The following is a 23,412-nucleotide window of genomic DNA, read 5'->3' as shown; positions in this document are numbered from 1 at the left end:
GCCCGCGCGCTCGGGTGCTCCGCTGGGAGGCTCGGGGCAGCCGGGGCCGCATCGCAATCGGACCGGAGAAAGGGAAGCGCCATGACCCATCCCGCTCTTGCCGCGATCGAACAGCGCGCGGACGAGATCGCCGCGCTCGGACCGGAGAACGAGCGGCTCGGCCGGCTCGCCGACGAAGCGGCCAAGGCGCTCCGGGAGACCGGCGCGATCAAAATGCTCCAGCCTGCCGATTACGGCGGCGCGGAAGCGCATCCGCGCGAATTCGCGGAAACGGTGATGCGGCTGGCGTCGCTCGACGGCTCGACAGGCTGGGTCGCCGGGATCGTCGGCGTGCATCCGTGGGAAATGGCGCTCTGCGACCGTCGCGTGCAAGAGGAAATCTGGGGCGCTGACAACGACACCTGGATCGCTTCGCCGTACGCGCCGATGGGCGTGCTGAAGCCGGTCGACGGCGGGTATGTCTTCAATGGACGGTGGCAGTTCTCGTCCGGAACCGACCACTGCGACTGGATTTTCCTCGGCGGCTTCCTCGGCGACGCGGACGGCGATGTCGTGCAGCCGCCCCGGAATTACCACGTGATCCTGCCTCGCGCGGATTACGAGATCGTCGAGGACACCTGGGACGTCGTCGGCCTGCGCGGCACTGGCAGCAAGGACATCGTCGTTAAAGACGCGTTCGTTCCGGAGTACCGCGCGGTCCCGTTCAGCCGGATGACCGACGGCAGCGCGCTGCGCGAATCCGGCCGCACCAACCCGACGTACGGCGTCCCGTTCACCACGATCTTCCCGCTCGGCATCACCTCCGCGGTGATCGGCATCGCCGAGGGCGCGCTGGCCGCGCATCTGGCATATCAACGCACGCGCGTGCAAATCACCGGCACTCGGGTGAAAGACGACCCGTACGTGCTGTTCGCGATCAGTGCCGCCGCCGAGGAGATCAAAGCATCGCGAATTGCCATGCTGGACAACGTTTCCCGCTTCTACTACAAGGCAGCTGCCGGTTCGCCGGTGACGCTCGCCGAGCGGGCGGCGTCACGCCGCACTCAAGTCGCCGCCGCGTGGCGTGCGGTGCGCGCGATGGACGAGGTGGTCGCCCGCAGCGGCGGCAACGGCCTGCGGATGGACAACCCGATCCAGCGATTCTGGCGCGACGGCCACATGGGCCTGGCGCACGCGATCCACGTGCCCGGTTCGGTGTTCCACGCGTCCGCGCTGACCGACCTCGACGTCGAACCGCCGCCCGGGCCGATGCTCTCCATGATCTGAACTCTCTTACCCCGCAAGGAGTTTCGCTATGACCGACATCCGAGGGCTCGGATACCTCCGGGTGCAGAGCCGGGACCTGCCGCGCTGGCGGGAGCTGACCGTGGAGGCGCTCGGCTTCGCCGAGACCTCCGGCCCGGTCCCGGACGGCCTGTACCTCCGGATGGACGAACGGGAGGCGCGGCTGATCGTGCTGCCCGGCGAGGACGACCGGGTGCTCGCGGTCGGCTGGGAGGTGCGCGACCAGTTCGCGCTGGCGGCGGTCGGGCGCGCGGTGGAGGCGTCCGGAACCGCGGTGAAAGTGTTGTCGGAACAGCAATGCCGGGAACGCCGCGTCGATTCGGCGATCACCTTCGACGATCCGTCCGGCACCCCGGTCGAGGTCTTCTTCGGCCCGGTCCTGGACCACGACCCGGTGCGGACGAAGTGGACGCAGCAGTTCGTGACCGGCGCGCAGGGCATGGGCCACGTGGTGCTGCCGACGACGAACGTCGCCGAGGTCGAGACGTTCTACACCGAGGTGCTGGGCTTCCTCCCGCGCGGCGCGGTCTCGATGCCCGGCGCGGCCCCCGGCCAGAAACCGCGCCGGGTGCGGTTCATGGGCGTCAACCAGCGACACCACAGCCTGGCGATCTGCCCGGCCCCGCACGGCGAACCGCCGGGCCTGGTGCACCTGATGGTCGAGGTCGACTCTCTCGACGCGGTCGGCCGCGCCCTGGACGAGGTCGGCAAGCGCGGGTTCTCGGTGTCCTCGACGCTGGGGAGGCACACCAACGACAAGATGGTGTCGTTCTACGTCCGCGCGCCCGGCGGCTGGGACCTGGAGTACGGGACCGAGGGAACGCTGGTGGACGAGCGGTTCTACACCGCGGAGGAGATCACGCGGGACAGCTACTGGGGACACGACTGGTCCGGCTCGGAGCAGTTGGCCGCGTTCAGTCCGCCGAAGTGACCCGGTGCTGCCCCGTTCGCCGAGGTCCGTGAGGGCCTCCCTGAGGGAATCAGATTCCCTCAGGGAGGCCCTCACAGCCTCGGTGAACCCCGGCCCCGACAGGAGCCGACCCACCTATGGCGGTGCCTCAGCTCCCTGGCCTGAGGTTCTGGCCGGGGTGAACACTCACGCGGCCTTCTCCCATACCGAGATGTGCTGGCCACTCTCGTGCGTGAACGGCTTCTTGTCCCAGTTTTCCCATCGCGACCGCAGCCGCAACCCCGCCAGCCGGGCCATCAAGTCCAGTTCGGCGGGCCACACGTACCGGAACGGAATCGCCCGGAACTCGCCCCGCCCGTCGGCCACCCGCGCGTGGTAGGAACTCATCGACTGCGTCGAGACGTCGTAAAGATCGAATCCCCAATGCGTCGCGCTCAGCTCGAACGGCACGACGGTCTGCCCCGGCGGCAGCTTCCGCAGTTCCGGCACCCCGACCTCGATCACGAAACACCCGCCCGGCTCGAGATGTGCGGCGGCGTTGCGGAAACATGCCACCTGCGCGTCCTGAGATGTCAGGTTGCCGATGGTGTTGTAAACCAGATATGCCAACGAAAAGGTCCCAGCGACCCGAGCCGTCGCGAAGTCGCCGAGTGTCACGTCGATCGCGTCGCCGCCCGGTTTGGCCCGCAACCGCGCGGCCATCGCTGACGACAGGTCAATCCCCGACACCGATATGCCTCGCGCGGCGAGCGGCAATGCGATCCGGCCGGTGCCGATGCCCAATTCCAGCGCGCGACCGTCGCCGGCGAGCCCGGCCAGGACGCCGACCGCCGGGTTCACCGCTTCCGGCGCGAACATTTCGGCCGACGATTCGTCGTACCGCGCAGCGACACTTTCCCCGAAGTAGTCCTCCACACCGGCGACGGTAACCGGCACCGGCGTGGAACGCAGGTCATTTTCCGGCTTGTGCCACCAGATCGTCGACGGCTCGGGCGGCGAATGCCATGGCGGTGCCCAGCGGGATACCCGGACCGGGGTAGTACTTCCCGGTCATGGAGGCCGCGGAATTGCCGACCGCGTAAAGACCTTCGACTGCCGAGCCGTCCTCCCGCAGCACCCGCGCGTCCGGGTCGGTCACCAGCCCGCCCTTCGTGCCCAGGTCCGACAACACCAGCCGCGCGGCGCGGAACGGCGGACGATCTACCGGCACGAGCACCGGATTAGCGAAATGCCGCGCGTATTCGTCCTCGCCACGGCCGAAATCCGCGTCGTGCCCGGATTCGGCGAACGAGTTGAACCGGGCGACAGTCTCGGGCAGTTCCGGTGCGTCGATCAGCTTCGCCAGTTCCGCGAGCGTGTCCGCCTCCACCCAGGTGCCGGCCGCCAGGTGGTCGTCCGGCCGCCCGCCCGGCAAGGCGATGGCGGGCAACCGGCCGTCCTCACGGCTGTCGAACACGATGTGCGACGGGACCCGCCGTGCCGGGTCCGCTGCCATCTCACGGCCCATCTGGTCATATGGCAGCGATTCGTTCGCATACCGCCGCCCGTCGCGGTCCACGACGATTCCGCCGCGGAAGCCGAGCGTGAACGACGCGCCTCCGTCCGGCATCGCGATTCCCGGGCACCACCAGCCCTCGTCCATCAGGTCGACGGCCGCGCCAAGCGCGATCGCCGCCTCCAGAACGTGGCCGCGGTTCGTTTCCGCGGGCGCCATCGACCAGGCCGCCGAGCCCGGCACCCCGGACTGTTCCCGCAGGTCGGCGTTCCGTTCGAACCCGCCCGCGCCGATGAGCACGCCGTAGGTCGCCCCGATCCGCCGCGGGCCGACGCCGACCACCCGGCCCTCCTCGACCACCAGCTCCTCGACCGGCGTCCCGGTGAACACGGTGCCGTTGCCGGTCGCTTCGAAGGCCAGCAGCAGCCGTCCGATCAGCGCGCGGCCGCCGTCCAACGGCGCGTCCCGGTGCCCGCGGCCGGTGCGATCGCGGTCCACCGGCGGGCGCACCAGTTCCGCGCGTGCGCCCAGCTCGGACAACGGCAGGTCGACCGGCACGAACGAGCGTCCGCCAGGCACCCGGCCGGGCCGGTCGAAGTAGTCCGGGAACGCCCGCCACTCGAACTCGAGCGCCGGATCCGACTCGAGCGCCGCGACCAGCTCCGGTGCCTTCTCCAGGAACGCTTCCTGCCGCCCGGTCTTGTCCTCGCCGAGCAGCGCGCGCAGGTACTCCCGCGCGGCCGCGGTCGAATCCGCGACGCCGAATCGCTCCTGGACCTGCGTGCCGGGCAGCCAGCAAGCCGCGCCCGAGTACGCCGACGTCCCGCCGAGCAGGTCCGCCCCCTCGACCACCGCGGTGCGCAGTCCCGCCCGGGCAGCGAGGTACGCGCCGGTCAGCGCGCCCGCGCCGGAGCCGGCTACCACCACGTCGAACTGGTCGTCGAAAGCCATGAGTCCTCCAAGTCGTCGCGACCCGGCGAGCCAACCGCATCCGCGGCGCGCCGGGTCGCGGTCATCCCACTCACCGGTAGCGGCGGCGCCCGGTGGGAGGATCGTGCGCGAGAATGGCCTGATCACGAGCGGAGGAGCCGAGGTGCCGAGAGTCGCCGAAAACCGGGCGCCGGCCACGCCGAGTTCGCCCGCGCAGCAGGAGCGCTACCGCCGGATCCTGCGAGCGGCCGCGGACCACGGCGCGGAGCACGGCCTCGACCGGATCCAGATGCTCGACGTCGCCCGCGACGCCGGCGTCGCCATCGCCACGCTCTACCGGTACTTCCCGTCCAAGACCGTTCTGTTCACCGCGCTCCTGCACAGCCAGGTCGAACAGCTGGACCGCAACAGCGTCCCGGTCGAGCCCGGCCAGGAACCGGCCGAGGCGGTCGCGCGAGTGCTGGTCGACGCCGCCCGCCGCCTGCTGGAACGGCCGCGGCTCGCCCAGGCGATGCTGCAGTCGAACAACGCGACGGTCGCGGGGGAGTCGCCGAACATGGCCGCGACAGTCGAGTTCGCCGAGCTGATCCTGCGCGTCGCCGGGGTGACGGAGGCGAGCGAGCACGACCGCCGCTTGGTCCGGTTGATCGAGCAGACCTGGTACGGCGTGCTGACGTCCCAGCTGAACGGGCACATCACGGCGGAAGAGGCCGAGGCGGACACGGTGCTGGCGTGCCGGTTGCTGCTGGCTGAGCTGGGCCGGGCTGCTGGCTGAGCTGGGCCGCTGTGGTGGGGCAGCGCGGCGGGTTGGTATCTCAGGTAGGGCGGCGTCAGGTCGGCTGCCTTGGCGCTGGTATGCCAGGTGCTCTCGTTGAGCTGAGCTGGGGCCGTCGCTGGGCGGCGGGGTTGGCGTGCTGGATTCGCGCGCTGATATCTCAGTCACGGCGTCGCACCACAGCAGAGATATGCCACGGGCCCGAGGCAGCCCGCGCCCTTCCCCAAGACCAGCCCGCACCGTTTCTCCCGGTGACCGGGATCAACCCGCCGCGCGAGGCGGCGTCCCCGTAGCGTCGCGGCCGTTCCCGGAACCCCACCTCAGGAGGCCGTCATGCCGCGCACCGTCGTCGTCACCGGAGCGAGTTCGGGGATCGGTGCGGCGCTCAGCAGCCTCCTCGCCGAGCGCGGCGACCAAGTTCTCGGCGTCGACCTCGCGGGCAGCGACATCGACGCTGACCTTTCGACCTCGCAAGGCCGTACCGCCGCCGCCGAGGAGATCGGCAACCGCACCGGGCACGTCGACGCGGTGATCACCTGCGCCGGAACGTCGAACCCCGGCGAAGCGATGGTCACGGTGAACTACTTCGGCAGCACCGAGTTCATCGAGGCCCTGCGACCGTTGCTCGCGAAATCCGAAGCGCCGCGCGTCGTCCTGGTCGGCTCGATCTCCGGAACCCAGCCGAACGACCCCGCGGTGGTCGAGGCCTGCCTGCGCGGCGACGAGCAAGCCGCGCTGACCGCCGCCCGCGAGGCGATCGCGGAGAACCGGGCGCTCCAGCTGTACCCGGCCTCGAAGTCCGCGATCGCGCAATGGGCGCGCCGGACGTCCGTCTCGGAGGGCTGGGCCGACGCGGGAATCGCGGTCAACGTGGTCGCGCCCGGCGTGGTTCTGACGCCGATGACCGACGAGCTTTTCGCGAACCCGAAGATGAAAGCCGTGATGGACAAGGCAGTCCCGATGCCACTGCACGGTTACGCGGCCGCGGAAGATGTCGCGCGAGTTCTGGCGTATTTCGCCGACACCGCGACGACGCACATCACCGGCCAGGTCGTCTACGTCGACGGCGGCGCCGAAGCGACCCTCCGCCCGGCGGCGCACTACTGATGACGACTTACGCCGAAAGCGTCCCGTTGTCGCCCGTCCCCCATGACGATGGCATCGACGCTGCTGTCGCGGCGGCCCGCCGGGTCGTCAACGCTCTCCTGCACGCGGGTGCGGACAGTGCCGCGCCGATGACGGACATCGCCCACGATCTCAACCGGATTGCCGCCCAGCTCGAAGAGCACGCGCCGGAGCGCCAGGAAAGGTTCGTCGGAATGTGGGCCGGGCGACCGCGCCACGACCCCGTCACCGGCCCGGAAAACGCGCTCGCGCCGCCGTTGAAGCTGCACGGTTTGCCCGACGGCTCAGTCACCGGCACGGTGACCCTCGGCCTGCCCTACCAGGGGCCGCCCGGCTGCGTGCACGGCGGGATTTCTGCGCTGCTGCTGGACCACGCGCTCGGCGTCGCCAACAGCTGGGGGCCCGGGCCGGACGGGATGACCGGCACGCTCAGCGTCCGTTACCACCGGACGACCCCGCTGTTCGAGGAACTGACCGTTCGCGCGCGGCAGCAATCCAGCGAGGGCCGCCGGATCCACACGACCGGCGAAATCCTGGCCGACGGTCAGGTCTGCGTTTCGGCGGACGGGATTTTCGTGGCGAAACACGTCGCGCGACCAGTCGCCCAGGACGAAGGAGGCCGATGAACACGCTCGCGGGCCGGGTGGCCCTGGTGACCGGTGCCGGACAAGGCGTCGGGCAAGGAATCGCGCTGGCGCTGGCGGGGGAGGGCGCGTCGGTCGCGGTTCTAGGACGTACGCGTGGAAAGCTGGACGAGACCTGTCGCCTGCTGGGTGAGCGGGGTGCTTCTGCGGAACCGTTCGAGTGCGATGTCGCGGACACGACGGCGATTCCCGGGGTCGTCGACGAGGTCGTGTCGCGGTTCGGCCGACTGGACATCCTGGTCAACAACGCGTATTCCGGCGCTTTCGGGCCGCTGCTGAAAATGAGCGACGAGGATTTCGCGCGCGGTTTCGCGACCGGCCCGTTCGCCGCGTTCGCGTTCATGAAAGCCGCGCATCCGCATTTGAAGGCGACCGGTGACGGTTCGATCGTCAACCTGGTCACCTCAGCGATGGTGCGCTGGGATCCCACCACCTATGGTGCTTACGCCGCAGCAAAACAAGCCCTGCGCTCACTGTCGCGCACCGCCGCCGTGGAGTGGGCACGTGACGGAATCCGGGTCAACGCGATCGCGCCGCACGCGTTGTCACCGGGTTTGAAATGGTGGACCGAGCACAATCCCGAAGAGGCCGCCGAATTCGTCTCGACCATTCCGATGGGCCGGATCGGGGAGTGCGAGGAGGACATCGGCCGCGCCGTCGTCGCGCTGGTCGGCTCCGATCTGCGCTACCTGACCGGAGCCACCGTGCCGCTCGACGGCGGCCAAGCCTTCTTCGGCTGAGCCTTCTGAGGAGACATCCCTGTGTCCGACCTGTCTTCAGCCCTCGACACCGCCGCCGCCATCCGCCGCGGCGACCTGTCCGCCGGGGAGGCCGCCGAGCAGGCGATCGCCCGCATCGAGGAGGCGAATCCGCAGCTCAACGCCGTCGTCGGCCGCCGCTTCGAGGACGCTCTCGCCGAGATCGACGCCGGACTGCCGGACGGTCCGCTCACCGGAGTCCCGTTCCTGGTCAAGGATCTCGGCACCGAAATCGCCGGCCTGCCCGCGACCCAGGGCAGCGCGCTCTTCGCCTCCACCGTGTCCACTGTGGACAGCGAATTGATCCGCCGCTACAAACGCGCCGGTTTGGTCGTTCTCGGCACCACGAACACCCCCGAATTCGGCCTCAACGCGAGCACCGAGCCACAACTGCACGGCCCCACCCGCAACCCGCACGACCCGGCGCGCTCACCCGGCGGATCGAGCGGCGGTTCCGCAGCCGCCGTCGCCGCCGGCATGGTCCCCGCCGCCCACGCCACCGACGGCGGCGGCTCGATCCGGATCCCGTCGGCAATGTGCGGTTTGGTCGGCCTGAAACCCAGTCGCGGCCGCACCACCGGCGCTCCCGACTCCGGCACGCTCGCCGCCCCGGTCTCCGTCGCCCACTCGGTCACCACGACGGTCCGTGACAGCGCGGTCCTGCTGGACGCGATCGCCGGACCACTCCCGGGCGAAGCCTTCGCCGCCCCGACCCCGGCCGGCACTTTCCTCGACGCGACCCGCCGCGCGCCCGGCCGTCTCCGCATCGGCCTGGCCACCCAGGCCCGAACCGGCGTCGACTCGCATCCCGCTTGCCTGGCCGCCGTGCACCAGGCGGCGAAACTGTGCGAGGAACTGGGTCATCACGTCGAGGAAACCGTTGCCCCGTTTGACTTCCCGGACGTCCGCACGACCGGCGGGGTGCTGATGGGCGCGGACCTGGTGGTGATCGTCGAGGACCGCTTGGCCGCGCTCGGCCGCGAACTCCAGTCTGGCGACGTCGAGCCGTTCACCGAGCTGCTGCTGGACCACTATCGAGGCCTCACCGCCAACCAGCTCCACCGCGCGCTGCGCCGGGCGCAGGAGATCGGGTGGGAGGTCGGCCACGTCTTCACCTCCTATGACGTGCTGCTCACGCCGGCCCTGCCGCTCCCGACTCCGCCGCTGGGCCTGCTGGACACGACGGATCCCGCGTCGATCTACGAGCACGCGGCCGCGTTTTCGGCGTGGACCAGCGTTTTCAACGTGACCGGCATGCCCGCGATCTCGCTCCCGCTCGGCCGGGACGACGACGGACTGCCGCTGGGGGTGCAGTTCGCCGCGGATCTGGGGCAGGAGGGGCTGTTGCTGTCGCTGGCGGCGCAGCTGGAGGAGGCCGCGCCCTGGGTGTCTCAGTAATGGGATGATCCGGTGCTGGCGAGCTGGGCCATGATCACGATGATCCCGATCGAGGTCAGGATCGCCCACAGCACGACGATGGCGGCGATGACCAGCGCGTGCCGCCGGATCGCCGCGAGCTGGCCCAGGATCTCCAGGTTGATCCTGTTCGCATAGTCCGTCGGTCCGTCCGTCTCGGCCGCGTCCTTGAGCCGCTCGGCGACCGCGGCGGGTCCGGTGAACGCGCCGGGGTGATAGCGGGGCGCGGCTTTACCGCGCTCAGAGACTCAGCCCGCCTCGCCGCTCTCCCGGTCACCGAGATCGCCGGAGCGGGCCAGTCCCTCCGTTTCCTACCGTGACAAGGTGACTTCCACGACCCCCACCCCGCCCGATCCGCTGGCTCCCGCCCGGCTCGGGCCGGTGCAGTTGCGCAACCGCGTCGTCAAGGCGGCGACCTACGAGGGGCTCAGCCACCACGGCCGGGTCACCCGGGATCTGGTCGATTTCCACGTCGGCTATGCGAAGGGCGGCGTCGGGATGACGACGGTCGCCTATTGCGCGGTCGCCAAGGAAGGCCGTACCGACCGGCATCAGATTTACTGGGCCGATGAAGCCCTGCCGGGACTGCGCGTGCTCACCGACGCCGTGCACGCCGAGGGCGCGGCGATCTCGGCGCAGATCGGGCACGGCGGGCCGGTCGCGAACCCGAAGGGCAACGGGCTTCCCGCGGTCGCGCCGAGCCGGTATTTCCACAAAACGACCCTGAGCTTCGCCCAGGAAATCGACCACGCCGGCATCGAACGCGTCAAACGCGCCCACGCCGACGCGGCCCTGCGCGCCATCGATTGCGGGTTCGACGCCATCGAAGTCCACTTAGGACACAACTATCTGATCAGCTCCTTCCTGAGCCCGAAACTCAACCACCGCACCGACGAATACGGCGGTTCGCTGGAAAACCGAGCCCGGCTCGCGCGCGACACGATGCGTGCGGTGCGCGACGCCGTCGGCGACCGGATCGCGGTGATCGTGAAAATGAACATGGACGACGGCGCACCCGGCGGCTTCTGGCTCGACGAGGCGATCCCGGTGACGCAATGGCTCGAAGCCGACGGCACCTGCGACGCTCTCGAAATGACCGCCGGTTCGTCACTGCTCAACCCGATGTACCTCTTCAAGGGCGACGCGCCGGTCCGCGAGTTCGCGGCCGTGATGCCGCAGCCGTTGAAGCTGGGCGTGCAGGCGGTCGGAAAGCACTTCATCCGCGAATACCCTTACCGGGACGCGTTTCTGCTCGAAGACGCGCGGCAGATCCGGGCCGCGGTGAAGCTGCCGATGGTGCTGCTGGGCGGGATCACCGACCGCGCGTCGATGGATTTGGCGATGCGGGAGGGGTTCCAGTACGTGGCGATGGGCCGAGCGTTGCTGCGCGAGCCGGATTTGGTGAACCGTATCGCCGCTGAGCCGGAGACGCCGTCATTGTGCATTCACTGCAACAAGTGCATGCCGACGAACTTCACCGGGACGCGGTGCGTACTGGTGGATCGGACTACGACTCGGGGTGCGGATTGGGGGCAGCCCGCGGGTTACGTGGGCTGAGTGAGTGGCGTTGCCCGGTTAGAACCGACGCGAACGCTCACGAGTCGTCGCTCGGTTGCTGTCCGGCTGGGTCGTTGCCCGGGATGCGGACTGGGGCAGACGGTCGGCCGGGCGTGCGGCAGCCTGCGACTAGAGCGCGGACCAGAGCCAGTCGGCGGGGAGGGACCTCGTGACCGGCGTTGCCGGTTAGAACCGGGATGAACGCTCACGACCCGTGGCCTGTGCCTGGGGCGGGCTGCGAGGGAGCGCGGGCTGGGCGGGGCGCTCGTGAGGTGGCATTGCCGGTCACGAACCGGCCGCAACGCTCGCGAAGCAGCGCAGCGATGCGGTTTTCGCGAGTAGTCGCGGTGGAGCGGAGTCAGCTTCACGTTTCCCGCGGAAAGTTCGTGAACCCCTTCCGATTGGTCCGCAAATACCACCCCGAAGCCGCGAGCGTCCCGCCGTCCACCGGGATTGTGTGGCCGGTGACGTACGAAGCCGCGTCCGTGGTCAGGAATTCGATCACTTTCGCGTACTCGTCCACGTGCCCGAACCGGCCCAGCGGCACCCACGTCTCGATCGCCGACGGGTCGTTGTCGCGCAGCATCGCCGCCGCGGGAGTCTGCTGGCTGTCCGCGAGATCCGGCGCGATCGCGTTCACTCGAACGCCATACCGGCCCACCTCGACGGCCAGGCTCTTCGTGAACGCCGAAACCCCTGCGTTGTAAGCGGAATACACCGCGTGCCCGGGAATGCCGCGGAAGGCTTCGACTGTCGAGTTGTTCACGATCGCGCCGGAGCCCTGCGAGATCAGATGCGGCAGCACCCGGTGCGTGAGCTTGAAGACGTGCAGCAGGTTCAATTCGTGCAACCGCGCCCACTGTTCCGGCGTGCTGTGCAGGAAATCCCGGGAAGCGGGGCGGAAATCGCCGACATTGTTGACCAGGACGTCGATCCGGCCGTCGCCCAAGCGCAGTGCGGCAGCGGTGACGGCTTCGACCACCTCGTCCGCCACGATGTCGCCGACGACCGTTTCGCACACGCCGCCGGCCGCCTCGATAGCGGTCCGGGCGGCGGCCGCGGCTGCGGGGTCGATGTCGTTCAGCACGACCGCGTCCCCGCGTGCGGCGAGGCGGCGGCTGGTCGCCCCGCCGATCCCCAGCGCGCCCCCGGTGACGATGCTGACTCGCCGGATTGCTTCCTGTGGCATGGAAAACCTCCTCATCATCAACCTAGCATTTGTTTGGTAGGCTGAGCGCTCCCGGCGAGAAGGAGCAGCATGCCTGTCAGCTTCGACCTGACCGATCGCGTCGTCCTCGTCACCGGCGGAGCGCGCGGAGTCGGCGACGGCATCGTGGCGACGTTTCTCGAGGCGGGCGCCGAGGTCGAGATCTGCGGGCGTACCGAACCCGGGAAGCTGCGCGAGGCCGGCGGCCGGAAGGCGCGGTTCACGCAGGTCGACGTGCGGGAGCCGGAGCAGGTCCGCGAGTGGCTGGAGGAGATCGGCGAGAGGCACGGACGGCTCGACGTCGTCGTCAACAACGCCGGCGGCGCGCCGTTCGCCCCGTTCGCCGAGGCCTCGCCGCGATTCCATCGCAAGATCAACGATCTCAACTTCCTGGCCGCGGCGTACGTGCTGCAGGCGGCGTATCCGATCCTGCGCGAAACGCCCGGGGCTTCGGCGGTGAACGTCACGTCGATCTCAGCGCGACGGCCCAGCCCCGGCACTGCGGTGTACGGCGCGGCGAAGGCGGCGCTGGAGAGTCTCACCACGAGCTTGGCCGTGGAGTGGGCGCCACAAGTGCGGGTCAACGCGGTCAGCTGCGGGCTGGTCGAGACGCCGGGCTCTGAGAATCACTACGGCGATCCCGCGCAGCGCGACGCGGTCGCGCGGACGATCCCGCGTGGACAGTTCGCGACGCCGGCCGAGGTCGGCCAGGCCTGTTTGCTGCTTGCTTCACCGCTCGCGAGTCATGTCAGCGGAGCGGTGCTCAATGTGGACGGAGGCGGCGAATGGCCAGCCTTCCTCCAGCACACCCCGAACGCCTGAGGAGGACCTTGCTGTGCCCGAAGCCGTGATCGTCTCCGCCGCCCGCTCGCCGATCGGGCGGGCGTACAAGGGCTCGCTCAAAGACCTTCGACCGGACGACCTCGCCGCGCAGATGGCCGGAGCCGCGCTGGCCGCGGTCCCGGAGGTCGACCGGATCGACGACCTGATGCTCGGCTGCGCGCAACCGGCCGGGGAACAGGCGTACAACCTCGGCCGGATGGTCGCGCTGCGGCTCGGCCTCGACGCGGTGCCCGGCACGACTGTGCACCGCTACTGCGCGTCTTCGCTGCAGACCACGCGAATGGCGATGCACGCTATCCGCGCCGGTGAGGGCGACGTGTTCGTGTCAGCGGGGGTCGAGTGCGTTTCGCGGTTCTCCCAAGGCAAAGCCGACGGCATGCCGGATACGAAGAATCCGTTGTACGCCGACGCGATGGCTGTGACCGAGAAGCGCGCGGGCGGCGGTCTGCAGTGGACGGACCCGCGGAAAGACGGTGCGCTACCGGACGTCTACATCGCGATGGGCGAGACCGCGGAAAACGTCGCTGACCATTGTGGAGTGTCTCGAGAGGACCAGGACGCGTTCGCGGTGCGCAGCCAGAACCTCGCCGAGGCGGCGGGGGAGTTCTGGCAGAAGGACATCACGCCGGTGACCTTGCCGGACGGCACGGTGGTGTCCACCGACGACGGTCCGCGGGCGGGCGTGACGCTGGAGAAAGTATCTCAACTCAAGCCGGTGTTCCGGCCAGACGGGACGGTTACCGCGGCAAACTGCTGTCCGCTCAATGACGGGGCGGCCGCGCTCGTGGTGATGAGCGACGTCCGGGCGCGCGAGCTGGGCATTCAGCCGTTGGCGCGGATCGTCGCCACGGGAGTGTCCGCGTTGAGCCCGGAGATCATGGGGCTCGGGCCGGTCGAAGCGAGCCAGCAGGCGCTGGGCCGGGCCGGACTGTCCGTTAAGGACATCGGCCTGGTCGAGATGAACGAAGCCTTCGCCGCGCAGGTGCTGCCGTGCGTGGATCAGCTGAGCCTCGACCTCGACCGCGTCAACGTGCACGGCGGGGCGATCGCGCTGGGCCACCCGTTCGGCTCGACCGGAGCGCGGATGGCGACGACTCTGCTGCACGGTCTCCAGGCGAACGACGCGACCTTCGGGCTGGAGACCATGTGCGCGGCGGGCGGACAGGGCATGGCGATGGTGCTGGAGCGGCTCGTTTAACTGCCGGGCGCAGGCTCCGGGAAGGGGCCGGTACCGCGCCTTCGCTCCTGTCGGCGGGACGGTTCGGCGCTCACCGAACCGTCCCGCCGACAGGATGCAGTCATGGATTCCGTCGTGATCGACCCGCCGGTGCTCTACCCCGGCACCCCCGTCGTGTTGGTGTCCAGCGCGAACGCCGAAGGGACGACCAACCTGGCCCCGATGTCGTCGGCGTGGGTGCTCGGCCGCACCGCCGTGCTCGGCTTCGGCAGCACCGGCCACACCTTCGCCAACCTGCGCGACCGGCCGGACTGCGTGCTGAACTACCCGAGCGCCGAGTTGTGGCCCGCCGTCGAGCGCTTGGCCGGGGTGACCGGCGCTCCCGTCGTGCCGATGCACAAGGCCGGCCAGTTCCGGACCGAGCGGGACAAATTCGGCGCCGCCCGCCTCACCCCGGTCCCGGCCGACCTCGTCGCGGTGGACCGGGTCGCGGAATGCCCGCTCCAAGTCGAGTGCCGGGTGACCGCCGCGCGCCATCCCGGCGATCCCGCGCTGGGCATCGTCGAGGCCGAGGTGCTCCGGGTGCACGTCCATCCCGCGCTCGCCGAACCGGATCTCCGGCATATCCGTGTTGAAGCTTGGGAGCCGCTGTTCTACGTCTTCCGCCACTACGTGGGCCGGGGATCCGAACTCGGCCGGACTTTCCGTGCTACTACGCCCGAATCCGCTCCGCTGAGTCGCCGGTGAACCTGCCACGATCCAGGACGGCTTTCCGTGCATGGTGGCGGATGTTTCAAGGGAAAGCGGCCGCGAAGAGCGTCAGCCCAGCTCCCGCTTCACGATCTTCCCGCTGGCGTTCCGCGGCAGCTCCGCGATCGCCACGAACTCCCGCGGCACCTTGAAGTTCGCCAGCCGCTCCCGGCAGTACTCGCGCAGTGCCGCCGGATCCAGCTCGACCCCGGCCCACAGCGTCACGTAAGCGCGGCCCACCGAGCCCATCCGCTCGTCGTCCACGCCGATCACCGCGGCCTCCACGACGTCGGGATGCGTGCTCAGCACGTTCTCCACCTCGGCCGGGTACACGTTGAACCCGCCCACGGTGAACATGTCCTTGAGCCGTCCGGTGATCTTGACGCACCCGTGCTCGTCCAGCTGCCCGACGTCGCCGGTGTGCAGCCATCCGTCGGCGTCGATCGCCGCCGCGGTCGCGGCCGGGTCGTCGAAGTAGCCGAGCATCACGAACTCGCCCCGGATGAGGATCTCGCCGTCGGCGCCGACCGGGACGTCCTTGCCCTCGCCGTCGACCGCCCGGATCTCCAGCCCTGGCACTGCCGGACCGGTCGTGTGCGCGACGTGCCGCGGGTCCTCGTTCGGCCGCGACTGGGTCGCCACGACGCATTCGGTGAGCCCGTACGCCTGCGCGACCTGCTCGAAGCCGAGGATTTCCAGCATGTCCGAGAACAGGTTCTCCGGCACTGAAGCCGCGCCGGCGATCGCGAAGCGCAGCGACGACAAGTCGAACTCGGCGCGGCGCGGGTGGTTGATCAGGGTGGTGAAGATGGTGGGCGCACCGGGCAGCACTGAGATACCGACTCGCTGGACTAGCTCCATCAACGCGACCGGGTCGAAGGTCAGCACCGGGTAGATCGTCGTGCCCGCGGTGATCGCCGCGACCACCCCGGCTTTGTAGCCGAAGGAGTGAAAGAACGGATTCACGATCGCGTAATTGTCGGCTGGAGTGAGCGAAGCGCCCTTCGCCCACACGTCCGCGACACCGATCGTCTGGGCGTGCGTGCTCATCACGCCTTTGGGAACGCCGGTGGTGCCCGAGGTGTACAGAATGTCCGCCACCGCGGAAGGAGTCACCGACGATTCATCGACGGTCGAGACCGACTCCGCACCGGCGAGGAATTCGTTCCACGGCAACGCAACGCCATCCGAACCGAGGTCGACCACGGTGTGCAGCCGCGGAAGCCCGGGCACCACGCCGGAACCGCCGGAACCGGAACGGGAAGCGGCCTCGGTCAGCATCGCGAGATAGTCGTTGCCGAGAAACCCGTTGCACAGCACCAGCACCGAAGCACCGGACCGCTCCAGCACCACCCGGGCTTCCTCGCCGCGGTACCGGGTGTTGATCGGCACCAGCGCCGCGCCGAGGCACTGCGCGCCCAGGAACGTCAGAATGAACTCGACGCGGTTCGGCGACCACACCGCGACCCGGTCGCCGGACTGGACGCCGACCGCGGCCAGCGCGCGGGAAACGGTGCGTACCCGCTCCCGCAATCCGGTCCAGGACAGCTGTGTCGTACCGTCGACCACGGCCGGTGCGTCGCCGTGGCGGCGGGCGGCTTCGTCGAGCAGAGCGGGAATCGTGCGAGGCGTCGACACGCGGGTCTCCTCACTGAACAAGTGCTTGTTCGGTAGCATAGGGGAAAGCAGCGGGCAGGAAGGGATCCATGCGATGACTCCGCGAACCGGCCGGGCTCCGGCGAAAAACGGCGGCACCCGGCGCGGAGAGCTGCTGGGCATCGCCGCGCAGCTGTTCGCGACCCGGGGCTACTCCCAGACCACCGTCCGCGACATCGCCGACGAGGCGGGGATCCTTTCGGGGAGCCTGTACCACCATTTCGCGTCCAAAGAAGACATGCTCCGCGAGATCCTCAAGGAGTTCATGGACGACCTGCTGGCCGCGTTCACCGAGATCGCCGGGAAGGACGGCACGCCGCGCGAACAGTTCGACGCGCTGGTGTACACCGCCTTCGCGACCATTCACGAGCGGCCGTTCGCGGTGGCGCTCTACCAGAACGAATCGGCCGTCGTCGGCAGTCTCGCCGATTTCGAATTCGTCGGGAAGACGTCGCTGAAGATCGAAAAACTGTGGCTCAGCGTGCTCCAGGCGGGCCGCGAGACCGGCGAATTCCGCGACGACCTCGAGGTGAGCCTGGTCTACCGGTTCATCCGGGACACCGTCTGGTCGTCGGTCCGCTGGTACAACCCGCGCGGAAAGCTCCGCCACGACGTCGTGGCGGAGCAGTACCTCGCGATGCTGTACGGCGGGTTGCTCGCCGGCTGAGCGGTTCAGGACCGGGGCACCTTGACCTCTCGCTTTTGGACCTCTCGATCCCGGGCGTCCAATGGATCGAGCACGGTGCGGATCAGGTCCAGCTCGTGCTCGTCGGGCTCCCGGGACACCCCGGCTCCGCTGAAGTCCAGCTCGAAGCCGGTGTTCGAGCGCACCTCGTCCTCGGTGACGCCCGGGTGCAGCGAACGCACCTTCAGCCGTCCGTCCTCGTCGTAGTCGAGCACCGCCAGGTCGGTCACCACCACGCCGAGGTCGTGGAACCGCAGCGCCGTCGAGGGGTGCGCGCGGGCCCGGTCGTTGCCGACGCCGGACACGATGTCGACCCGGTCCACGAACACCCGGCTCGAATGCCGGCTCACCCAGTAGTCGGTGCGGTGGTTGACCGTGTTGCCCGGCGCGCCGCGCATGCCGATCAGCTGGCGTTTCGGTTTCCGCCAGTCGCCGATCAGCGAGATGTTCTGGTTGCCGAACCGGTCGATCTGGCTCGCGCCCATCATCGAATGCCTGCGCCCGGTGTTGAGGATGTCGAAGATCCGGCCGAACGGCGCCCAGCCCTCGACGGTGCCGCCGGCCGCGGCGGTCTTGCCCAGCGGCGGCGGGTCGGCCATGAAGTGGCATTCGCCGTCGGACAGCACCAGTTCGGGGGAGTGGGTGAGGCGGGCCAGCCGCGCGCTGATCGCCGGGACCGTGCCGACCGCGTGGGCCAGCACCTCGCCGGAGCCGCGCCACGCGTCGGAGCACGCGGCGACGCAGACCTCGGCGCGGGTCGCGGGGGCATTCATGCGGACTCCTTCTCGGTCGCGCGGTGGAAGGCGCGCACTGCTTCGTGGTAGCTGGCCTCGTCGCCGGTCAGGAAGGTCTCGCGGAACTGCTTCCACGAGACCTCGTCCTGCGCCGACTGCGCGTAATGCCGCTGGAACGCCTCGTCGCGGCCGTAATCCGGGTCGCACGACGTGAAGTGCGCGCCGTTCGGGGCCTCGATCACGCCGTTCACGAACATCCGGCTGATCAGCAGCGACGTCGATCGTTCGGTGGCGGTGAGGTCCTCGGTGTCCACGATCTTCTCGACGCTCAGCAGCGTCTTTTCCGACGCCATCGCGAACAGATCGTCGAAGTACGGGTCGGGGCCGAGGAACTGGCCGTTGCCGAGGGTGTCGCTGCGGTTGAGGTGCAGCAGCGAGACGTCCGGGCGCACCGCGGGCACCGCGAGGTAGACGTCGTCGTCATAAGGCGACGCGACGGTCCGCAGCTCCGGGTTCATCAGCAGCACGTCGCTTTCCAGCCCGGAGCGCGTCGGCAGGAACGACAGCCGGTTGGCGCCCGCCCGCAGCGCGGCGACGAACATGCCCTCGTCGTACTCGGTCGTCTCGACCCGGCCGCCCTCGCGCGCGGCGCGGAAATGCGGGTCGAGCGGGATCGTGTCGAGCGAGACGAACCCGTAGATCACCCGGCGCACCTTGCCCGCCGCGCACAGCAGTCCGACTTCGGGCCCGCCGAACGTGACCAGCGTGAGGTCTTCGACGTCGCTGCGCAGCAGTTCGCGCACCATCGCCATCGGCTTGCGCCGCGACCCCCATCCGCCGATCCCGACGGTCATGCCGGACCGGACGTACTCGGTGACGCCGTCCAGCGTCATGGACTTGCCGCCCATTCGTTCCTCCAGTGTTGTTCCGCTCAGCCGGGCAGTTGCACCAGTTCGACGCGGACCCGGTCCGGGTCGAGCACGTACACCGCGCGGCAGCCGGCCATCGGATGGCTGGTGACGATCGGCTCCGACACCGCCGCGACCCCGCGTCCGCGCAGCCTTTCCAGCGTCGCGTCCAGGTCGTCGACGGTGATCGCGACGTGCGCGGCGCCTGCCTGCCCGTGGTCCGGGTCGATCCGCGTCGGCGACCCGTTTTCGTACTGCAGCAGCTCGACCACCGTGTCGCCGTCGTCGGCGGACACGAAGCTTTGGCGCACGATCACTCCGGGATATCCGGTGACCTCGTCGATCCGCGGACCGCTGCGCTCGAACGGCCCTTCGACGCTGCCGCCGAGCAAATCTCGGTAGAACCCGGTCGACGCGGCGAGGTCGTGCACGGTGATTCCGACGTGGTGGATCATAGCCGCGTCCGGTGTTCGCGAGCGTCGCCGAAGAGGTGCGCCAGCGCGTGCGCTCGTTTGAAGTACAGCTGGGCGTCGTGCTCCCAGGTGATCGCGATTCCGCCGTGCAGCTGGACGGTTTCGGCCGCTACCGCGGTGAATGCTTCGCTGCACCAGGATTTCGCGTACGCCGCCTGCCGGACGAGATCGTCGCCGTTGCCTGCCGCGAACCCGGCCGCCCACGAGATCGAGCGCGCGGTTTCGACCTGCACCAGCATGTCCGCGACCCGATGTTTCAACGCCTGGAAGGAGCCGAGCGGACGGCCGAACTGTTCGCGCTCCTTGAGGTGCGCGACCGTACGGTCCAAACAGGACTGTGCGCCGCCGACTTGCAGTGCGGTGCAAGCGATCGCGGCGATGGCGTGCAGCCGGGGGAGCGCTTTGGCGAAGTCCTCCGCGAGCAACGTCGCCGGGGTGTCGCGGAACTCGACCTGGGCGAACCGGAGCGTCTGGTCGACCGCTGGGGTCGCTTCAGCGGTCGCGGCGGCTTGAAACAGCGCGGGGCGTCCGTCTGCCATGGCAACCACGAGCAGGTGAGATGCCTGTGCGCCGTCCAGCACCAAAGTCGCGGTGCCGTTCAGGACGCCGGAGGACGCGACCACGTCCGAACCGTCGGTTCGATGCCGTCCGGCACGATCCGCCCAGGCCAGCGCGACGACCTCGCCGGCAGCGATTTCGGGGAGCAGCTCAGGCGCTTCCGCGGCCAGCAATGCTTGCGCGGCAAGCACTCCGGACCCCAGCAGCGGCGACGGGGTCAGGCTCGCGCCCAGCTCCTCCAGTACGACATGTGTTTCGAACAGGCTGAATCCGCCCCCGCCGTACTCCTCGGGGATGGCCAGCGCCGCGACACCGATCTGCTCGCACAACGCGGACCACAGTTCGGCGTCGTATCCGGTCGGCGAATCGATCGCCGCCCGCAGATCGGTCTTCGCGGCTCGTCGCTGGACCAGCCCGCGGACGGCAGCGGCGAGTTCCCGCTGCTCGTCGGTCAGCGCGAAGTGCATCAGCGGCCCCTCATCAGGCTCTCCAGCACCCGCGCGCGGTGTACGCCGGGCGTGCCCCAACAGCCCACGAGCGCCCGGACGCGCAACAGCCACAGGCTCAGATCGCATTCGAGCGTGTAGCCGATCGCGCCGTGCAGCTGCAGTCCGGTGCGCGCGGCGAGCTGGGCCGCGTCCGACGTCGCGACCTTCGCCGCCGAGATCGCGCGGGCGCTGGGCTCGCGGGCCGCGCCGAGCAGCAGCGGGCGGGCGAAATCGAGCGCCACCCGGACGTCTGCGGCGGCGTGCTTGAGCGCTTGGTACTCGCCGATCACGCGGCCGAATTGCCGTCGTTGGCCGAGGTAGGCGACTGTGTCGGCCAGCATTCGCTCGCCGCAGCCGAGCAACTCTGCCGCGCAGGCGAGGCTGGCGAGGTCGAGCGCCTGTGCGCGCTTTTCCGGGGAGAGCGGCTGAACCTCGGCCGCGGCGGTCACCTCGAACAGATGCCGAGACGGGTCAACCGACTCCAGCGATCGGCCGATTTCCGCCCGGGACAAGGAATCGCCGACCACGAAGACATCCGTCGCGACATCAGCGTCCAGCGCGTACGGCGTCATTGGCGCGCTCGCGAAAGTCACCACCGAGTCCCCAGCGGCGAGCGCGGACAGCAACGAAGCGTCCGTGAGCAGCGCGGGTGCGGCGGCGATCGACTCGATCACCGGACCCGGGACGCCGTGGTACCCGAGGCGCTCGAAGGCCACGATCAGATCGACCGGTGTCCCATCGACGCCGCCGTGTTCCTCGGGCACACCAAGCGCTGTGACCCCCAGCTCGGCCAGCTGCTTCCACAGCAACAGCCCGGATTCCGGCCGCTTGGCCGCCCAGGACCGGTTGACGCCGGGGACGTCGGCCGCGCCCAGCAGGGCGTCCAGCGCTTCGGCGAACGCGCGCTGTTCGGCGGACAGCCGGAACTTCATGCTTGTGCCTTCCTGCGGTCGCCGCGGGGGAGGCCGAGCAGCCGTTCCGCGACGATGTTGCGCTGGATTTCGTTGGTGCCGGCGTAGATCGGGCCGCCGAGGGCGAAGAGGTAGTCCTCCATCCAGCCCCCGTCGGCCGTCGCGCCGGGGCCGAGCAGCTCCTGGTCCGGGCCGAGCAGGTCCAGCGCCGTTTCCTGGATGCCGAGGTCGAGCCCGGTCCAGAAGAGCTTGTTCACGCTGCCCGCCGCGCCGACGTCGCCGCCGTTCTGCACGTGGTCGACGGTGTCCCAGGTGTAGAGCCGGTAGGACTCGGCCTTGATCCAGGCGTCGGCCACCCGATCCCGCAGGTGCGGGGCCTCGGAGCCGCGCTCGGCCCAGAGGTCCAGCAGCCGGTCCGCCGCCGCGAGGAACCGCCCCGGCGAACGCAGCGACAGGCCGCGTTCGTTGCCCGCTGTGCTCATCGCGACGCGCCAGCCGTCGCCGACCCCGCCGAGCACGTCCTGATCAGGCACGAAGACGTCGTCGAAGAAGATCTCGGCGAAACCGCAGTCGCCGTCGAGCTGTGCGATCGGCCGGACGGTGACGCCGTCGGAATCGAGCGGGAACAGGAAGTAGGTGAGACCGCGATGCCGTTCGGCTTCGGGGTCGGAGCGGAACAGGCCGAAACCCCAGTCGGCGAACGGGGCGCGGGAGCTCCAGATCTTCTGTCCGTTGAGGACCCAGCCGCCGCGTTCGGCGTCGCGGACGGCGGTGCTGCGGATCCCGGCGAGGTCGCTGCCCGCTTCGGGTTCGGACCAGGCCTGCGCCCAGATCCGGGTGCCGTTGGCGGTGCGCGGCAGGTGCCTCTGGCGCTGGTCGTCGGTGCCGTGTTCGAAGATGATCGGGGCCAGCAGCGAGATGCCGTTCTGCGCGATCCGGGTCGGCGCGCCGCTGAGGTAGTACTCCTCCTCGAACAGCACCCACTCGGTCAGCGTCGCGTTGCGGCCGCCGTACTCGGCGGGCCAGGTGACCACGGACCACCGGCCCTCGGCGAGCTTCGCCTCCCACTCGCGGTGCGCGCGAGCGCCGTCTTCGGTGTCCATCGACCGCAGCGGGCCGGGGCTGTTTTCCTCCAGCCAGGCGCGAGCCTCCGCGCGGAACTCTTCTTCCGCAGCGGTGAATTCCGGGCTCATGACTCTCCCGCGGCTTTCTTGTTGGCCTTCGCCATCGACCGCGCGTCGAGCCCGGCGAGAGAATCGGTGTCCAGCTCGGCGTTGTGCGCGTGCGCGGCGTGGTGCAGGCCGAACACAGAGTCCATTCCGGACCGCATGCCCATCAGGTCTTCGGCCTGGTTGACCGCCTTCTTCGTCAGCGCCAGACCCAGTTGCGGCATCTGCGCGATCCGCTCGGCGATCGCGAACGTCGCCTCTTCGAGCTCGGCGCGCGGCACCACGTGGTTGACCATGCCGAGCGCCTGCGCGCGGTCCGCGCCGAACCGGTCGCCGGTGTAGAGGAATTCCTTCGCCGCGCGCGGGTTCATCACCCACGGATGCGCGAAGTATTCGACGCCCGGGATGCCCATCCGCACGACCGGGTCGGAGAAGAACGCGTCGTCGGAGGCCACGATGAAATCGCACGACCACGCGAGCATCAGGCCACCCGCGATGCACGCGCCCTGCACCATCGCGATCACCGGCTTCGGGATCTCCCGCCAGCGCCGGCACATGCCGAGGTAGACCTCCGACTCGCGGGCGAAGCGCGAATCGACGCCCGCCCGGTCGGTGTGGTCCCACCAGATGACCGCTTTGCGCTCGAAGCTCTGGTCGATGTCGCGCCCGGGGGTGCCGATGTCGTGCCCGGCGCAGAAGTGCTTGCCGTTGCCCGCCAGCACGATCGCCTTGACGTCCGCGTCGTCCACCGCCTTCGTGAACGCGGCGTCCAGCGCGTAGGTCATCTTCGAGTTCTGCGCGTTGCGGTACTGCGGCCGGTTCAGCGTGACGACCGCGACCGGACCGCGCACCTCGTACGTCACGACCTGCTCGTCGGTGCTTTCTTCGGTTCCGCTCAACGCGCATCACTCCTTCTCGGTTCGGCGGCGATGCTACCAAACAAGTGCTTGGTTTGGTAG

At 69.4% G+C, this 23,412-nt stretch carries 24 protein-coding genes; 13 read left to right on the top strand and 11 right to left on the bottom strand.

Translation table 11 applies throughout. From position 1 onward, the window contains the following. The first annotated feature begins 81 nt into the window (after positions 1 to 81). Entirely contained in the window at positions 82 to 1,266 is a 1,185-nt protein-coding gene (locus ACZ7SW_RS16665; RefSeq protein ID WP_470231269.1) for an acyl-CoA dehydrogenase family protein, read from the top strand. A 28-nt stretch (positions 1,267 to 1,294) separates the two neighbouring features. Beyond that, positions 1,295 to 2,215: a VOC family protein gene (locus ACZ7SW_RS16660; protein ID WP_470231268.1), complete on the top strand. Its 921-nt coding sequence runs from the start codon at positions 1,295 to 1,297 to the stop codon at positions 2,213 to 2,215. A 165-nt stretch (positions 2,216 to 2,380) separates the two neighbouring features. Here ACZ7SW_RS16660 and ACZ7SW_RS16655 read toward each other — a convergent pair whose 3' ends face one another. Together ACZ7SW_RS16655 and ACZ7SW_RS16650 are read right to left on the bottom strand one after the other, a co-directional pair. Continuing rightward, entirely contained in the window at positions 2,381 to 3,052 is a 672-nt protein-coding gene (locus tag ACZ7SW_RS16655; RefSeq protein WP_470231311.1) for a class I SAM-dependent DNA methyltransferase, read from the bottom strand. 94 nt (positions 3,053 to 3,146) lie between these two features. Next, on the bottom strand, positions 3,147 to 4,640 hold the full coding sequence (locus ACZ7SW_RS16650; protein ID WP_470231267.1) for an FAD-binding protein: 1,494 nt from the start codon (positions 4,638 to 4,640) through the stop codon (positions 3,147 to 3,149). A gap of 142 nt (positions 4,641 to 4,782) precedes the next feature. On the opposite strand from ACZ7SW_RS16650, the gene ACZ7SW_RS16645 reads away from it, so the two are divergent. The 7 genes from ACZ7SW_RS16645 (at position 4,783) to ACZ7SW_RS16615 (ending at position 10,894) form a co-directional block, all read left to right on the top strand. Next, on the top strand, positions 4,783 to 5,394 hold the full coding sequence (locus ACZ7SW_RS16645; protein WP_470231266.1) for a TetR/AcrR family transcriptional regulator: 612 nt from the start codon (positions 4,783 to 4,785) through the stop codon (positions 5,392 to 5,394). A 333-nt stretch (positions 5,395 to 5,727) separates the two neighbouring features. Beyond that, entirely contained in the window at positions 5,728 to 6,501 is a 774-nt protein-coding gene (locus ACZ7SW_RS16640) for an SDR family oxidoreductase (RefSeq protein ID WP_470231265.1), read from the top strand. Then, positions 6,501 to 7,145 (top strand): PaaI family thioesterase, encoded by a 645-nt coding sequence (locus ACZ7SW_RS16635; protein WP_470231264.1) that lies wholly within the window; start codon positions 6,501 to 6,503, stop codon positions 7,143 to 7,145. The genes ACZ7SW_RS16640 and ACZ7SW_RS16635 overlap by 1 nt, the downstream gene beginning before the upstream one ends. Further along, positions 7,142 to 7,903, top strand: a complete 762-nt coding sequence (locus ACZ7SW_RS16630; protein WP_470231263.1) for an SDR family NAD(P)-dependent oxidoreductase — start codon at positions 7,142 to 7,144, stop codon at positions 7,901 to 7,903. Before ACZ7SW_RS16635 ends, ACZ7SW_RS16630 begins: the two co-directional genes overlap by 4 nt. A 21-nt stretch (positions 7,904 to 7,924) precedes the next feature. Continuing rightward, positions 7,925 to 9,319, top strand: a complete 1,395-nt coding sequence (locus tag ACZ7SW_RS16625) for an amidase (RefSeq protein ID WP_470231262.1) — start codon at positions 7,925 to 7,927, stop codon at positions 9,317 to 9,319. A 30-nt stretch (positions 9,320 to 9,349) separates the two neighbouring features. Beyond that, a complete protein-coding gene (locus ACZ7SW_RS16620) occupies positions 9,350 to 9,475 on the top strand; it encodes a hypothetical protein (protein ID WP_470231261.1) in 126 nt (41 codons plus the stop codon). 186 nt (positions 9,476 to 9,661) lie between these two features. Further along, on the top strand, positions 9,662 to 10,894 hold the full coding sequence (locus tag ACZ7SW_RS16615; protein ID WP_470231260.1) for an NADH:flavin oxidoreductase: 1,233 nt from the start codon (positions 9,662 to 9,664) through the stop codon (positions 10,892 to 10,894). 364 nt (positions 10,895 to 11,258) lie between these two features. Here ACZ7SW_RS16615 and ACZ7SW_RS16610 read toward each other — a convergent pair whose 3' ends face one another. Then, positions 11,259 to 12,083, bottom strand: coding sequence for an SDR family NAD(P)-dependent oxidoreductase (locus tag ACZ7SW_RS16610; RefSeq protein ID WP_470231259.1), 825 nt, complete (start codon positions 12,081 to 12,083; stop codon positions 11,259 to 11,261). A gap of 69 nt (positions 12,084 to 12,152) precedes the next feature. On the opposite strand from ACZ7SW_RS16610, the gene ACZ7SW_RS16605 reads away from it, so the two are divergent. The 3 genes from ACZ7SW_RS16605 (at position 12,153) to ACZ7SW_RS16595 (ending at position 14,868) form a co-directional block, all read left to right on the top strand. After that, on the top strand, positions 12,153 to 12,923 hold the full coding sequence (locus ACZ7SW_RS16605) for an SDR family oxidoreductase (RefSeq protein WP_470231258.1): 771 nt from the start codon (positions 12,153 to 12,155) through the stop codon (positions 12,921 to 12,923). Positions 12,924 to 12,936: 13 nt separating this feature from the next. Then, entirely contained in the window at positions 12,937 to 14,142 is a 1,206-nt protein-coding gene (locus ACZ7SW_RS16600; protein ID WP_470231257.1) for an acetyl-CoA C-acetyltransferase, read from the top strand. 102 nt (positions 14,143 to 14,244) lie between these two features. Beyond that, entirely contained in the window at positions 14,245 to 14,868 is a 624-nt protein-coding gene (locus ACZ7SW_RS16595; protein WP_470231256.1) for a flavin reductase family protein, read from the top strand. A 72-nt stretch (positions 14,869 to 14,940) separates the two neighbouring features. Here ACZ7SW_RS16595 and ACZ7SW_RS16590 read toward each other — a convergent pair whose 3' ends face one another. After that, on the bottom strand, positions 14,941 to 16,509 hold the full coding sequence (locus ACZ7SW_RS16590) for an AMP-binding protein (protein WP_470231255.1): 1,569 nt from the start codon (positions 16,507 to 16,509) through the stop codon (positions 14,941 to 14,943). 73 nt (positions 16,510 to 16,582) lie between these two features. Here ACZ7SW_RS16590 and ACZ7SW_RS16585 point away from each other — a divergent pair, with 73 nt between their 5' ends. Next, a complete protein-coding gene (locus tag ACZ7SW_RS16585; RefSeq protein WP_116202412.1) occupies positions 16,583 to 17,194 on the top strand; it encodes a TetR/AcrR family transcriptional regulator in 612 nt (203 codons plus the stop codon). Between the two features lie 5 nt (positions 17,195 to 17,199). On the opposite strand, the gene ACZ7SW_RS16580 is transcribed toward ACZ7SW_RS16585, so the two are convergent. The 7 genes from ACZ7SW_RS16580 to ACZ7SW_RS16550 are packed head-to-tail and all read right to left on the bottom strand — an operon-like array spanning position 17,200 to position 23,352. After that, positions 17,200 to 17,985 carry a CoA-transferase subunit beta gene (locus ACZ7SW_RS16580; RefSeq protein ID WP_470231254.1) on the bottom strand — a complete coding sequence of 262 codons (786 nt, stop codon included), beginning with the start codon at positions 17,983 to 17,985 and terminating at the stop codon, positions 17,200 to 17,202. Then, positions 17,982 to 18,854 (bottom strand): CoA transferase subunit A, encoded by an 873-nt coding sequence (locus ACZ7SW_RS16575; RefSeq protein WP_470231253.1) that lies wholly within the window; start codon positions 18,852 to 18,854, stop codon positions 17,982 to 17,984. Before ACZ7SW_RS16575 ends, ACZ7SW_RS16580 begins: the two co-directional genes overlap by 4 nt. A 23-nt stretch (positions 18,855 to 18,877) precedes the next feature. Next, positions 18,878 to 19,309 (bottom strand): VOC family protein, encoded by a 432-nt coding sequence (locus ACZ7SW_RS16570; protein WP_470231252.1) that lies wholly within the window; start codon positions 19,307 to 19,309, stop codon positions 18,878 to 18,880. Continuing rightward, a complete protein-coding gene (locus ACZ7SW_RS16565) occupies positions 19,306 to 20,352 on the bottom strand; it encodes an acyl-CoA dehydrogenase family protein (RefSeq protein WP_470231251.1) in 1,047 nt (348 codons plus the stop codon). Before ACZ7SW_RS16565 ends, ACZ7SW_RS16570 begins: the two co-directional genes overlap by 4 nt. Further along, positions 20,352 to 21,305 (bottom strand): acyl-CoA dehydrogenase family protein, encoded by a 954-nt coding sequence (locus ACZ7SW_RS16560; RefSeq protein WP_470231250.1) that lies wholly within the window; start codon positions 21,303 to 21,305, stop codon positions 20,352 to 20,354. Before ACZ7SW_RS16560 ends, ACZ7SW_RS16565 begins: the two co-directional genes overlap by 1 nt. Further along, a complete protein-coding gene (locus ACZ7SW_RS16555; RefSeq protein WP_470231249.1) occupies positions 21,302 to 22,477 on the bottom strand; it encodes an acyl-CoA dehydrogenase family protein in 1,176 nt (391 codons plus the stop codon). Before ACZ7SW_RS16555 ends, ACZ7SW_RS16560 begins: the two co-directional genes overlap by 4 nt. Continuing rightward, positions 22,474 to 23,352: an enoyl-CoA hydratase gene (locus tag ACZ7SW_RS16550; RefSeq protein WP_182893223.1), complete on the bottom strand. Its 879-nt coding sequence runs from the start codon at positions 23,350 to 23,352 to the stop codon at positions 22,474 to 22,476. Before ACZ7SW_RS16550 ends, ACZ7SW_RS16555 begins: the two co-directional genes overlap by 4 nt. Positions 23,353 to 23,412: the final 60 nt, after the last annotated feature.

Source organism: Amycolatopsis sp. NPDC114484 (assembly GCF_055633755.1).
This window is presented reverse-complemented; position numbering and strand designations above follow the sequence as displayed.